A 12,765-nucleotide genomic window follows, 5' to 3' on the forward strand; every position below is an offset into this window, starting at 1 on the left:
TACCCCGGAGAGCGCTCATGCAATGGCGTACTCAACGCGGGTTCACTTTGGTCGAGTTATTGGTAGTGCTTGCCATCATCGGAGTTCTGATCGGTCTGCTGTTGCCCGCGGTGCAATCCGTGCGCGCTGCGGCTCGCGATGTCGTATGCAAAAACAACATGCGACAGATCGGTCTGGCAGTACACATGTACTCCAACTCCCACAGTGGCAATTTTCCATGGACCAGCCATGCCGGAAACAACGAGACATGGCTGGAAACTTTAAAGCCGTATACGGAGAGTGTTGAGAGCATTCGGGCATGCCCGAACGATCAACGCGCTGCGGAATGGCTGGCGAGTGGAATTCGTGGAACGAGCTATCTAATCAACGACCTGGTTTCGAACCCGGCGGTGCAGGAAACCGTTGACAACATCAATGGAATTCGCAGCACCAGCACACTGATCATTCTGTTCGAAGGTTCGGAGCGAACCGCCGTCGGAGACGATCACGTGCATTGCTCTGTGTTTTACGACCCGTTTCGAATTGAACGAGACCGGGTTTGGGACTATCTGCAGCTCGAAGTTGCCACGTCCCGACATTTTAACTTTTCAAACTACCTGTTTGCTGACGGACATGTTGCCGCAATTTCCGAGACGACGCTGAGAAGCTGGACGGTCCAGGACATTGACCAGGATACCAACTTCGCAGATCCGAACAGCACCGGGATTTACCAATACTAGAATAAAAATACTGGAACAAATTGATGAACTACAAGTTAACACTGACAGCTTTGCTGCTGACGACTTTCTTTGCTTCGACGGACCTCGTGAACGCTCACGACGGTCGACGGATGAAGGTGACTGTCGTCAACAATCAGCTTTTTGGACAAGGCTACATTAGCGGAGAAACGCCAACGGATGACGGAGGTGGTCTTGTTCGACCTTACTACAACGCGGTCCACGGGCACTTCAATAACGTTGGAAGCAGCGCAGCTATCGCGACACTTCCAGGGTTTGACATTCTGACTCCAGCGGAAGACGGTCTGATCGGATTCGACGTGACGCTGACGCTGCTGAGTGGTGGAAAGTGGGCAGGCGCACCGACTCAGGATGGAACTGGGCTGGCTCAGGATTTCGGAACGCCAGAACTTTCCAATCTGACAGCAGCCGAGACTTTGTTTCTTGGCATGAATGGAGCAGCAGGTGGTTTTAGCACGGAGTCTCCGGGAGCGTTTACGATCGGAGAAGCATTGTCGGGCCCAGTCGAAGACATTGATCTGACTTACGAGATTGACCTTCAGCCTACGGACACGATTTACTTTCTGGAGTGGCAGCTTTCGACCGACAACCCGGGGATCGCGTCGAGTGAGAGCCTCTACACGATTCTGTCTCCTGACGGTGCCAACCATGTCGAAAAAATGCACTTTCAGGCGCTGGCTCTCGAGCGTCATTTGGGCATCAGCGCGGTTCCGGAACCGGGTTCGATCAGCCTGCTTGCGTTCGGGGTTTTAGCGTTATTTAGCGGAAGAAAACGTTCCAGCTAGAACAGTGAGACTGCCGATCTCCTCATCTCTCGCACGAGAGGTGAGGAGAGGTGGCAAGGATTCCAGCTTGTGTTCGAACAGTTTCTTGATATCGCAAACTGCATCAGGCCCTGACGAACGCCGATCTACTTGACGAACTGCTCCAGCATCTCCATGGCTCCGTCCTCGACCGGACTGCCTGTTTTGTCGACGATCACGCGTAGCGATTCGTACTGCCGAAGGATCTCTTCGATCGGCAGGAAATCAACTCTTGTCGCCAGGATCGCAGCCTCCAAAACCGCATGTTTCGCCCGGTTGAAGCCCCAGAAATCTCGCTGACGTCCGGCAGAAACTACCTTGCAACGAATACTCTTCCGCGGCTCGGAAGTCTCAAAGTAAACGGCTTCAAACTCGTACCAGCGACAAGCGTCCTCAAGAACAAACGCGGCGTCGTTGTGTTCTGCCGAACGGACTTTCGGCGTTTCAGTCAGCTTTCCGATCGCGGCTTTGGCAAACAACATCGCATCGTCAGTCACGTGTAGAACTCCGAAAGGACGCTGCTGGAGATTTGCAAACGTTCGCGACGTTTCAAAAGGCCTAAGCTCGAACCCGTCAGCGGGATCGTTTTCGACAAACGGGCCCATCGGCGAAACGTTCACGCTGCCGTCCGAGTTGGTCGTCGTAATAATGGCTTCGAGGATCATAAAGTTGGGTTCTTTGATTGCAGATTTTTCACAGCCGATTCCATTCCCGCGATTGAGCAAAAGTTGGCTAACATCTGATGTCCAAACTCCGTCAGAATAGACTCGGGATGAAACTGTACGCCGATCACGGGACGCGAACGATGCTGGACCGCCATGATCGTTCCGTCGTCGAGCCGGGCTGTTACTTCAAGGCAGTCGGGCATGGATTTTGACGTTGCGATCAAAGAATGATAGCGACCAACCTTGAAATTTTCCGGTATACCACCAAAGAAAGCTCCGCCATTGTGCTGCACTTCGCTTTGTCGACCATGCATCGGCTGACCACTGCGGATCACGTCGCCACCGAAGGCTTGCACGATTCCCTGATGGCCGAGGCACACTCCCAGAATCGGAATCGAGTCGGCGAAATCTGTGACACAGTCGATTGAGTATCCAGCTTCGCCTGGCGAGCAGGGACCGGGCGAAATCACGATTGCTGTGGGCGCGAGTTCTTCCACGACCGAGCGATCAACATCGTCGTTCCGCATCGTGACGGTTTGGCAACCGAGCTGGCGAAAGTATCTGGCAAGGTTGTGCACGAAGCTATCGTAGTTGTCGATGACGAGGATCAAGTCACGTTGCTCCGCTGGTCAACCGGATGCAAACGCGTCGCCGCCAGCATCCCTGCGGCCTTGGTCCACGTTTCTTCGTACTCCAATCGCGGAATTGATTGGCTAACGATGCCACCGCCAACGGGAATCTGCCACACGCCCTTGGATGCTGTGATCGTGCGAATCAAAATATTCAAATCCGCATCGCCGCTGGCCGCAAAATACCCCAGCGAACCGCAGTAGGCGCCGCGAGCGTTGGGTTCGAGTTCGGCAATGATTTCCATGGCGCGAACTTTCGGCGCGCCGGTGATCGATCCGCCTGGAAAAATGGCTTTGAGCAAGTCCGAGATTCGGCACGGGTGTTCACGCAACTTACCTTCGACAGCGGACACCAGATGCATCACGCTCTGGTACTGTTCAATTTCGCAAAGCTGAGTCACGGTCACGGAGTCGTCGGTGCAAATCCGTGACAGATCGTTTCGCATCAAGTCAACGATCATCGTGTTCTCGGCACGATCCTTCTCGCTGGCTTGCAGTTTGCGTCTGGCGTTGATGTCTACCACCGGCTGACCGGTGCGAACACGGGTTCCCTTGATAGGTCGCGTTTCAATTTTCCTATCGCTGATCGAAACCAGACGCTCTGGTGAAGCGCTAACAATCTGACCGTGACCAAAATCGAAGTAGCCACCGAAGGGAGCAGGATTGCGTTGCCGTAGCCGCAAATACAGATCGACACTTGAGCCGTCGGCTTCCATGGCCAAACGCTGAGCAAGGTTGACTTGAAAGATGTCGCCCGCGTAGATGTATTCGATCGACCTGGCGACCGCTGCAAGGTAGTCGTCTTTCGAAAAGTTGCTCAACAGACCGATTGGGCCCGGAACGGGATACTGGTTTTGAAGCTGCGCGAGTTCAATGCGGTGACCTTCATTCGCCGGGTCCTGCGAGTCATCCGTCGAAACGTTTTGCGAAACTTCAGAAGGCTTCTGCGGACCGCTGGCGGAATTCAGAAGATTCAGATAGTGTTCCTGTCGCTGCGTGGCATCGTGGTTCCAGTGTTGCGTGATCAGCCAAGCTTTCTCCTGCTCGTGGTCCCAGGCGAGCACGACATCGTACAGCCCGACAGCGATCAACGGCGTTTCAAACTCATCCAGCTTCGCCGCTGGCACTTTCTCAAACGCGCGATTCAGGTCATAGCTGAACAGCCCGGCGATTCCACCTTGCATCGGCGGCAAACTTTCAACCGCAGCAGTCCTGTGCTCTTTCAGTAAGTCGTCCAATCGAGCCAGTGTCAAATCAGCGTCGTCAACGCGACGGCATTCAATCCACTGCATCGGATCGGCCATCAGAAACGAATAGCGTCCCAGCTGCTGACCACTCGCGGTCACCGTACGTCGCGAGCTTTCGAGCAACAGACAATGCGGCTGTTGTGAAAATTTCGCCAGCGCATCGGCAACGTCGGGACTGGATTCAAATTCATGAACCAGCGGCGTTTGGAAAATGGATGTGGATTCGGATTCGGAGATATCAGTGCTCGGAAGGCCCGGATTGCGAAAATGGAGGCTCGCAATTTTTGTCGCGGATCCACCCTCGGTCAACCGCCGCGAATTATCGCCCACGCCCAAACCAAAACGCCAACAGGACACCGATGACCAGCATCACGATCGTCATCTGGTCATCGACTTTGTGCAGATGCGTCAGAAAGTAGGTAAAGCTGTTGTCATCATTGAAAGGTCTCTCATTCCATTCGCAGCCCACGGTAACAAAGAACGCAACGACGGCGCAAAAGATTCCTCCGGCGAACATCCGGCGACTTGCCAAAGCCGAAAAGCCCAACCCGACGGCGGCTCCGGGCAAAGCCAACACGTAGTAGCCCTGACTGAAAGCCCAGCGAAAGATAAACCAACCTGCGGCAGCGCCCAGAAAGGCACCCAAAATCCCTAACGCCCAGCTCTTTCCAATCGGATCGCGACTGGCGTCAAGAATGGCTTTGCCTTCATCCGAAAGTTCACTCTCATTGATTGTCATGACACATCCTGATCTGGGTTTGAAGCCGGCATTTCATCGATTCTAGCGTCCGCGGCCGGGAAATTGGTCCAATTTTGTTTTTTTCTGTAACACCGCCGACGTTGATCGCACTTGTTCCGCACGCTTCTCTTTCGCGCGGACTCATCATGAACCACGAACGCAAACGACGAACCAGAAACCCAAAACTCAACTACGGTACCCTGGAAGACAGGCGACTTCTGGCAGCGAGCGCCAGATTCAAAAATGGCTTGCTCAAGATCCAAATGGACGCCTCCGGCGACAGCGTGAAGCATGACGTCGGAAGTGACTCTCAAGTGCTGGTCAATGGTTCGACGGTTGAACATGGGGCATCCGCCCTGGAAATCGATTCAGTGAGGCATATTCAGGTTTTCGGCACCATCCGAACAGCGACAACGATTTCGAACGCCTCGAACTCGTAGGAGACAGCTTTTAAATCAATGATCGAAACTCGATTGAAATCGGTCTGATCACGACGACTGGAAGCGTGGAAATAAAAGCCGGAGGCGACATTACGATTCCCTCAGAGAACGAATACGAATTCACCAACAATCTGGCCAACTCGAATCCCAATGGAATTGCACTTCAAGCCGTCGGTACGATCAACATCTTCAATGATGGCGACTACGGAACCTATAGTTTCGAGGGAAGCGACGGTTTGATTTTCGATACTCAAAGCGTTCAGGAGAACTACTCTATCGAAATGGAAGTTCTGTACGAATATGATGAGCGTTTCGTCTCACCTAACAAATTACTGGACTTCAAGAATCGCACGAGGAATGATGGCTTGTACCTCATTGGTGGCTCGATTTCGTTTCCGGGAGCAACAGGTCTTGGAGACTCGGGCCTAACTTCAGGACAACTTCACAGGATTGTACTACAACGATCCCAGGGCATCGTGACGATCTATCTGGATGGCGAAAAGCAGTTTGCGTTTGCTGACAACGACAGCATCGCAACCTACGAGCGGCTGCACATTTTTCTCGACGACGTCCAGACGGTCAATTCTGTGCTGCCAGGCACGGCTGACTCGCTCCATATAACGCAGCGAGAATTCTACGTGGGCGACGACCTGACGCTGGAGGCAGGAGGCAACGTCGACACGAGCAGCGCCATTCTTTCGATCCCCGGAAACCTGTCGATCAAGGCAGATGATGTGAAAATTGTCGCAACAAGCGACGTCAAGCTGGCTGACGCTTTTGTTCATGGCGACACCGAGATCAGTACTGTCGGAAGAATCATTCAGACGAGTCCAGCGCTGAGGTTCACCGGCACATCCAGCTTCAACGCCTCGGGTAACATCAACCTCGGTCGCCCCGACAACAACTTCGTCGGCGCCATGTCTGCGACAGGTCAAAACGTCGTGCTGTCTGATGCCACTCACATTCGCCTTGATGCAGTCAAAGCAGGCACTTCAGTCGTCATCGACGCCGGTGGATACACTACGAACACGGCAAACGCAATCGTTCTGGGGCTGCGAGGAGATTTCTTTGCCGACGAAATCAGATTGGGAAATCGAACCGGTGACGACGTTCGGTTCAACGTAACGACGCTGGATTCGCAAAGTCGCACGGAATACTATTCAGATCAATCGATTCGCCTGCTGAACCTGTCTGCCGCCAGTTCTCTGGTTGCGTCAACGGTGTCCATTTTTGATTCCGCCACCGCCACGATTGATGCTGAGTTCAACGCAAAGTTTACAGCTCCCCGCTCCATCAGTCTCGGCGACACGAACACCGATTCGGTGACGACAGGCCAAGTGACCTTGCAGAGCGACGGTTACGTTGGTTTTGCCGAAGATGGCGATGCTCGGTTTGTCGGAAACAGCATCGGACAGTTTCTGTTTGTCTCGGCCGACGGTGCGCTCACGGATACTGACGCCGCCACAATCAATGCTCGAAATGGACTGCGCATCGAAGCCGCTTCTGTTCGACTTGGTGACGCGGAGTCCAACAAATTCAAGGCCAGCGCTACGACGCTTCAGATCAGAGGCGATGCCTTTCTGCGTCAACTTACCAACGTGCTGATGACTGGAAACTCAGTCATCGACGGCGACCTGACACTGGCCAGCGAAGCTCAAGTGCTCGACACGTTTTCATCTTTCCTGACGGTACCGGGACATATGCATGTTGAGGGCAACCGAATTTACATTGGCGATAGCCTGACTTCGCACCTTTCAGCAAAAAGTTTCTCGTTCGACAGCAACACCAGCGCGACGGTTCTGTTTAGCGGCATGTCCAACTTCGGCGGCAGCAGCCAGGCAAACGACGCGTTCGTGTTTACCAACGGAGCTCTGGGAAGCCTGGACAGTGCGTCGCTCAATGTCAGCGGCCGTACGAAACTTCAGGCGACGTCGATCCAGATCGGAAAGAAGGTCCAGGACGATTTCAGATCTACTCAGATCGAGTTCGTGTCGCGCGGGCGAGCCGACATGGAATTCGATCGTGGTGTGGTCATCGCCGGGACCAATGAGGCGACTTCGCTCAGGATCGCAACACCGTTCTTCATTACAGACGCTGACTACAGCATCCTTGAGGTTCAAGGACACTCGCGATTCATCGGCACAAGCATCGCAATCGGTGAGAAAAGTACGGATCTGTTCGAAACCGGTAGTTTGTCGTTCGCAGCAACGGGAAGCGTCACGTTTCACGAAGACAACAACATGCGGTTGTACGGCACGAGCAGCGCGAACCGCTTGAATCTAAAATCCCCTGGATCCATCACCGACGACCAGAACTCCGAAGTCGTGATTGCAGAATCGGCCACACTTCGAGGCGTCGACTTGATAATCGGCGAACTGGCGACAGACTGTTTTGACATCGCGGCCGGTCCGAGTGGACTGGCTACCTTCGGCACCAACGTGAATGTCACGTTGGGTTGATAGCAGAGCCGGATTCCGAGCTCCGATATTTCTTCTCCAGGCGATGACGATTCTCTTCCTCGACGGTCAAATGTCCCCAGCGAAGTGCTTCGTCCTGCGTATAGTTTTTCCCCAGCTGATTGGCGATCATGGCTTTGCACATTTCGTAGCCCAGATAAAAAGCATGTGAAGCATCGAGGTTTTTCGGGTTCGTTGCCGCTAACGCATCGAAGACCTTGAAAGGGTCGGCGTCGTGCCAGTGAGTCCGATTGCCAAGCACGTGAACTTCGCCTTCTTCAGCGAGGATTCGATAGTTGTGGTCCTTGATGTTTCCGGCGAGAGTCGCGATGGCTTCGGCGCCAAAACTCAGCCGCTGTGGATCGCGCAGCGTTACCAGGTCGTAGCCGAGGTTCTTCGGCGGCACATTCTCTTCGATCGCATATCGAACCAAACGCCGCGCGATGTCGCATTCCTTGACGCTCGAACTGGCCCAGTTGATGACTTGCGTCGTTAGCACGCTGTGAATTCGAAGCTCCTGGCAGATCGCCAACAACAGAAAATTGACGCCTGCAGAATCAACATCGGTAAGCTCAGTCAGATTCCCGATGCCCATCATCATTTCAGCTTCCGGCCAGCGACGCCGCGCGTCCATGTATCGCTGCAAGCTTGCCGCGAACCCCATCCCGATTGGCTCAAGAATCGGATCGAGCCGCAGCGGAACGTTTTCACCAGCCAGCAATTCGATCGTGTCCTGCATCGAATTTACATCGCGGATGTCGTCCGGGATGACGACGACCTCACAGCCCCAATCCAACGCGGCCTCCCGGTTGGAAGCGTTCACCGAAAGCACCAGTTCCGCGCCGGCGGCGACAGCAGGAGCAATCTCTTTCGGATTCAGGCTGTCAATCGAAACGCGATGTCCCTCGTCCTTGAGCGCTTTCACATACTCCGCGACGCCCGACCAACACGCGTTCGGCTCACAACCAACATCGATCAACGTGGCTCCTGAACTGCGATAACTTTCAGCCAGCGCGACGACTTCCGCGATCGACATTCGCGGCGCGTGATTGATCTCCGCAATGATGTCGATGTCCCACTGTTCCAGCGACGGCGGATCCTGTTGTTGGCCAAAAAACTTTGGCAACTGACGTAGATCTTTCGGACCGACAACCAACGGTACACGGGTCACGGACTCGATCGGCGAAAGGTCTCCATCGCAATAGCCGGGCAGCACGATTTGCGTTGTCGCGGCGGGAACGTCGATCCGTTTCGCGATCCAGGCGGGCGTCATCAAGGCCGCGACAGTGATGGGCAACACCTGCAATGTCCAGCAAAAGTCCGCAGAAGTCTCCATCTTTTCCAGAGTCCGACGCAACGCCGGTTCGGCCAGCCGACCTGTGATAAAATGGATTTGCTGGTTTTCCATAAAAGATGCGTTCGCGTGAACCTGCCGCCAAAAGTCTTGTCAGTACCCGCTGTGGCGAATATCGTTGTGAAACTGTATCGCCCCGAATCACTTCCGAGAATGCCATGAACTCTCTGCGATCCATGAAAGCGCTCCGCTATGCAAAGCGGCTGATCGGATTCGATTCTACCAGCCATCTTTCGAATCGATCGATTGCCAAATACCTCGAGATGAAGCTTACCAAGCACGGTTTTGTTGTCGAGGTGGTCGAGTATGAGGATGCCAACAAACAGCGGAAGGTCAACCTTGTCGCCAAGAAAGGCAACGGCACCGGAGGCCTGGGCTATTTTGCACACTCCGATGTTGTCCCTGCCGAAAACTGGTTTACTGACAAGTTCACTCCCTTCCAACCAGCGATTGCCCGCGAACGACTTTATGGACGCGGATCGTGTGACATGAAGGGCTCGATCTCGTGCATGTTGGCAGCGGCTCAACGGGTTAGCTGGGACGACCTGAAGCAACCGTTTTACTTTTGCGTCACCGCGGATGAAGAAGTCGGCTTTCATGGCGCCCAATGCGTCGCAGAAAACAGCAAGCTCTATCGGGAAATGGTCGACGGCGGAACGAAGGGCATCATCGGCGAACCGACTTTGCTGGAGATCGTCCACGCACACAAGGGCTCTGTTGAAATTGTGGCCAAGTCAAAAGGGAAACTGGGGCACTCCAGCACGCACGTTCACGACAACGCGAACCTTGCGATGATTCCGTTTTTGACCGAGATGAAGGCCATCTTTGATGAAACGGAAACGGAAGACAAATGGCGCAACGAGCTATTCGATCCGCCCACGCTCAGCCTGAATATTTTGATGAAGGACAATTCTCCGGCACGCAACATTACTCCGTCCCGATCCACGGCCACGGTTTACCTTCGTTCGATGCCGGCGATCGATCACGAGCCGCTTCTGCGACGAGCGGCCGAGGTTGCGGAGGCGAATGATGTTCGGTTGAAAGTCATGCGTCAGGCGGAACCATTTTTTGTCGATCCGTCGTCCGAATATGTCGAAGAGATGCTCAAGATCGTGCACAAAAAACGTCCCCGCACGGTTTCGTACGGAACCGACGGCGGCGTCTTTTCTGAGATCGAAGAGAAGATCGTCTGCGGTCCTGGAAGTATCGAGCAGGCTCATACAGCCAACGAGTGGATCAGTCTTGAGCAGCTCGATCGCGGCACCGAGGTTTTTGAGAAAATGATTCGGCGCTGGTGCTGCTAACACGCTAACCTTGGGCACCTCTGCCCACCAAACGGGAATTCCATGGAAGAAAATCTGTCAGTACGCGCCGCGAAGTCCGAAGACCTGGCGGATGTGAGCGCTTTTCTGCAACCGTTCATCGATCAAAAGTTCATCCTGCCACGCACATCGCTGGAGATCGAACTTTTGCTTCGTCACGCCTTCGTGGCAGAGAATTCTTCGCGCATCATTGGCTTTGCGGCAGTTGAAATCTATTCCAAAAAGCTGGCCGAAATTCAATGTCTGGCTGTGTCGGCGGATTTTCGACGCAAAGGTGTGGGCAAGGAACTTGTGAATCGCTGCGTGGCGCGAGCCAAAGACGAAAAAGTCCGCGAGGTGATGGCGATCACCGCGACAGAGCAGCTGTTCCAGGAATGCGGTTTTGACTTCGCGTTGCCGGGCCAGAAACGAGCCGTGTTTTTGCAAACCGAAGAATCGTAGTTGGCTGGTTCGTGCATCATTCGGCGGACTGCGTTCGATCTAGCCAAACAACTTTGCGACCAGGAAATACCCGACTGCAAAAATCCCGGCGTCAACAACCATGTGGCTGACCCAGGACCACATCAGCGTTCCAGTTTTCTGATATAGCCACGCCCAATACGCACCTCCAATCGCGACACCGGCGCTACACAGCCACGTCATCGGAGAGGTCCAACCAAAGAAATCGCTGAGCAGCACGACGTGGTGCGCCATAAACCCCAGGCTGGAAATCGCGTTCGCCGCCGGAACGTTGACAAATCGCTTGAGTAAATCAAAGACGAACCATCGCCAGTAGTACTCCTCCAAAAAGCTGTGCACCAGAGCGTAAAACAATCCAAGCAGCGCGTACTTCCAAACGCTATCGATTCCCAGGTCGGAAACTTTCTCCTGAACCCGATCGGTCAATCCGGCTAACAATTCGGTTCCCGAAAGCACCCACAGTGCGACGACCATCACGATGCAAACGCTGGCACCAAAACCTACTGACCACAGCCAAGCCGGGATCGAAGATTTTGGTTCGGATTCAGGATCCGTTCGCTGCTGTTTTCTTTTGCCAAAACGATATCGAAAGAAGATCCCCACCCACACGACCGGCAGTGCGAATTGGACGAACTTGCCGATTCCGTAAGCTGACTGTTGAACTGAAGGATCGTAATCGCTGAGCCATTTGAAGTAAATTAAAGTGACGAGAGTAGGTAACGCGATCGCAAACAGAACCGCGATCAGGTTCAATGTCGTGCGTTCGCTTTTGACAGTTTTATTCATCGATGCAGTCCATCACTTTCTCAATCCCGGAAACGATCTGAGCCCTCGTTTCCGCCGGTTCCAGCAGGGCAGGGTGGTGCAGCAGAATTGTGCTGCTCGCGGCACGGATCGCATTCGGATATTCACCGACCTTGCGACAACGCCTCGCAGTCCGTTTCGCAAATCCGCGAAATCCAATATCGACTGGAACACCCTCGGCTCTCAACATCGACAAAACGACTTCTCGATCGATACTGTCTCGCAATTGCCACGGCAGCTTGTACCACGCGGAATCAGCTTGAGTTTCGGGTCGTTTCAGCTTTGTCCCGCAAACTTTGTCGACGGCTGCCGAGATGGCTTCTACTGCCGACTGACGCGCAGCGCTACGCTCTTGAAGTTCATCAAGTTGCGGAATCAGCACCGCGGCTTGCAACTGGGACAGTGGAAACGCGTCGTTTCCACGAGCCCCAAAGTTTCTTGCTTTCCCAATGACCAGTTCATCATTGGACAAAACCGCTCCGCCACGACCGGCGGACAGTAGTTTGCTGCCACCGAAGCTGAATGCGCTCACATCGCCGAAGCTTCCACAGGGGCGAGCTTCGATTCTGGCCCCGGGAACCTGGCAGCAGTCTTCGACAATCGAAATCGATTCTGGCAGCGCATTTCGTACGGCTTCGACGCTGAGCAACTGGCCATGCAGATGCGAAACGAGAACTGCCGAAGTGTTCTCACTGATCGCGGCGGCGAGCTGTTCTGTTTGCATCACCCAGCCACCGGGAACCACGTCGACGAGAACCGGTGTCGCGCCGATAGCTTCGATGGCTCGAAAATTTCCGGGAAAGTCATAGGCGGCGAGGATGACTTCGCTGTCCGGTTTGACGCCGACGCCGCGGAGCGCGAGTTCAACAGCCATGGTGCCACTACAAGTCAGCAACGAGTGTGTACAATCAAACAGACTTTCCATGCACTGTTGCAATTGGTTCGTCGACGCTCCATCGTAAAGTCCCCACGCGTTGGAATCGACCAACACACTGATCGCAGCTTTGACTTTCTCACTGGCGATGGGCCACGGAGAAATCGGATTGGTTACCGACTTCGGTCCACCATTGATTGCAAGTCGTTCGAGTCGCGTCATGAACGTATTTATTG

Annotated in this window: 12 protein-coding genes and 1 pseudogene; 6 read left to right on the forward strand and 7 right to left on the reverse strand. The window is 54.0% G+C overall.

Going from position 1 to position 12,765, the window contains the following annotated elements:
- Positions 1-17: 17 nt before the first annotated feature.
- Both MFFC18_RS25500 and MFFC18_RS15640 read left to right on the forward strand, forming a co-directional pair.
- Positions 18-192, forward strand: a pseudogene (locus MFFC18_RS25500) (type II secretion system protein); the annotation flags it as partial.
- A gap of 550 nt (positions 193-742) precedes the next feature.
- Positions 743-1,522 carry a PEP-CTERM sorting domain-containing protein gene (locus MFFC18_RS15640; protein ID WP_075082078.1) on the forward strand — a complete coding sequence of 260 codons (780 nt, stop codon included), beginning with the start codon at positions 743-745 and terminating at the stop codon, positions 1,520-1,522.
- A 125-nt stretch (positions 1,523-1,647) separates the two neighbouring features.
- On the opposite strand, the gene MFFC18_RS15645 is transcribed toward MFFC18_RS15640, so the two are convergent.
- From MFFC18_RS15645 to MFFC18_RS15660, 4 genes are read right to left on the reverse strand one after another with little or no spacing between them, the layout of a single operon-like run.
- Positions 1,648-2,205: a DUF447 domain-containing protein gene (locus MFFC18_RS15645; protein ID WP_075082077.1), complete on the reverse strand. Its 558-nt coding sequence runs from the start codon at positions 2,203-2,205 to the stop codon at positions 1,648-1,650.
- On the reverse strand, positions 2,202-2,816 hold the full coding sequence (locus MFFC18_RS15650; protein WP_075082076.1) for an anthranilate synthase component II: 615 nt from the start codon (positions 2,814-2,816) through the stop codon (positions 2,202-2,204). The genes MFFC18_RS15645 and MFFC18_RS15650 overlap by 4 nt, the downstream gene beginning before the upstream one ends.
- On the reverse strand, positions 2,813-4,411 hold the full coding sequence (pabB, locus tag MFFC18_RS15655) for an aminodeoxychorismate synthase component I (protein WP_238381152.1): 1,599 nt from the start codon (positions 4,409-4,411) through the stop codon (positions 2,813-2,815). Before pabB ends, MFFC18_RS15650 begins: the two co-directional genes overlap by 4 nt.
- Positions 4,401-4,820 (reverse strand): hypothetical protein, encoded by a 420-nt coding sequence (locus MFFC18_RS15660; protein ID WP_075082075.1) that lies wholly within the window; start codon positions 4,818-4,820, stop codon positions 4,401-4,403. Before MFFC18_RS15660 ends, pabB begins: the two co-directional genes overlap by 11 nt.
- 146 nt (positions 4,821-4,966) lie before the next feature.
- On the opposite strand from MFFC18_RS15660, the gene MFFC18_RS15665 reads away from it, so the two are divergent.
- Complete coding sequence (locus tag MFFC18_RS15665; protein WP_148618903.1) at positions 4,967-5,260, forward strand: hypothetical protein; 294 nt, start codon at positions 4,967-4,969, stop codon at positions 5,258-5,260.
- 65 nt (positions 5,261-5,325) lie between these two features.
- The gene (locus MFFC18_RS15670; protein ID WP_075082073.1) at positions 5,326-7,719 is read left to right on the forward strand and encodes a hypothetical protein; all 2,394 of its coding nucleotides are present in this window, start codon (positions 5,326-5,328) and stop codon (positions 7,717-7,719) included.
- Here MFFC18_RS15670 and MFFC18_RS15675 read toward each other — a convergent pair.
- On the reverse strand, positions 7,706-9,124 hold the full coding sequence (locus tag MFFC18_RS15675) for a DUF6513 domain-containing protein (RefSeq protein WP_075082072.1): 1,419 nt from the start codon (positions 9,122-9,124) through the stop codon (positions 7,706-7,708). The genes MFFC18_RS15670 and MFFC18_RS15675 overlap by 14 nt on opposite strands.
- Before the next feature lie 104 nt (positions 9,125-9,228).
- On the opposite strand from MFFC18_RS15675, the gene MFFC18_RS15680 reads away from it, so the two are divergent.
- Together MFFC18_RS15680 and MFFC18_RS15685 are read left to right on the forward strand one after the other, a co-directional pair.
- On the forward strand, positions 9,229-10,374 hold the full coding sequence (locus MFFC18_RS15680) for a M20/M25/M40 family metallo-hydrolase (protein ID WP_202907479.1): 1,146 nt from the start codon (positions 9,229-9,231) through the stop codon (positions 10,372-10,374).
- A 42-nt stretch (positions 10,375-10,416) separates the two neighbouring features.
- Positions 10,417-10,833, forward strand: a complete 417-nt coding sequence (locus MFFC18_RS15685) for a GNAT family N-acetyltransferase (RefSeq protein WP_075082071.1) — start codon at positions 10,417-10,419, stop codon at positions 10,831-10,833.
- Between the two features lie 39 nt (positions 10,834-10,872).
- Here the strand turns inward: MFFC18_RS15685 and MFFC18_RS15690 are convergent, their stop codons facing one another.
- Both MFFC18_RS15690 and MFFC18_RS15695 read right to left on the reverse strand, forming a co-directional pair.
- Positions 10,873-11,637 (reverse strand): CPBP family intramembrane glutamic endopeptidase, encoded by a 765-nt coding sequence (locus tag MFFC18_RS15690; RefSeq protein WP_075082070.1) that lies wholly within the window; start codon positions 11,635-11,637, stop codon positions 10,873-10,875.
- A complete protein-coding gene (locus MFFC18_RS15695; RefSeq protein ID WP_075082069.1) occupies positions 11,630-12,751 on the reverse strand; it encodes a DegT/DnrJ/EryC1/StrS family aminotransferase in 1,122 nt (373 codons plus the stop codon). The genes MFFC18_RS15690 and MFFC18_RS15695 overlap by 8 nt, the downstream gene beginning before the upstream one ends.
- Between the last annotated feature and the right edge of the window lie 14 nt (positions 12,752-12,765).

It is taken from the genome of Mariniblastus fucicola, assembly GCF_008087665.1.
GTDB lineage: Bacteria > Planctomycetota > Planctomycetia > Pirellulales > Pirellulaceae > Mariniblastus > Mariniblastus fucicola.

Excerpts from the sequence above, each read along its gene's own strand:
- MFFC18_RS15660 (WP_075082075.1), bottom strand. The coding sequence starts at position 4,820 with ATGACAATCAATGAGAGTGAACTTTCGGATGAAGGCAAAGCCATTCTT.
- MFFC18_RS15640 (WP_075082078.1), top strand. The coding sequence starts at position 743 with ATGAACTACAAGTTAACACTGACAGCTTTGCTGCTGACGACTTTCTTT.
- MFFC18_RS15695 (WP_075082069.1), bottom strand. The coding sequence starts at position 12,751 with ATGACGCGACTCGAACGACTTGCAATCAATGGTGGACCGAAGTCGGTA.
- MFFC18_RS15685 (WP_075082071.1), top strand. The coding sequence starts at position 10,417 with ATGGAAGAAAATCTGTCAGTACGCGCCGCGAAGTCCGAAGACCTGGCG.
- MFFC18_RS15690 (WP_075082070.1), bottom strand. The coding sequence starts at position 11,637 with ATGAATAAAACTGTCAAAAGCGAACGCACGACATTGAACCTGATCGCG.
- MFFC18_RS15645 (WP_075082077.1), bottom strand. The coding sequence starts at position 2,205 with ATGATCCTCGAAGCCATTATTACGACGACCAACTCGGACGGCAGCGTG.
- MFFC18_RS15665 (WP_148618903.1), top strand. The coding sequence starts at position 4,967 with ATGAACCACGAACGCAAACGACGAACCAGAAACCCAAAACTCAACTAC.
- MFFC18_RS15680 (WP_202907479.1), top strand. The coding sequence starts at position 9,229 with ATGAACTCTCTGCGATCCATGAAAGCGCTCCGCTATGCAAAGCGGCTG.
- MFFC18_RS15675 (WP_075082072.1), bottom strand. The coding sequence starts at position 9,124 with ATGGAAAACCAGCAAATCCATTTTATCACAGGTCGGCTGGCCGAACCG.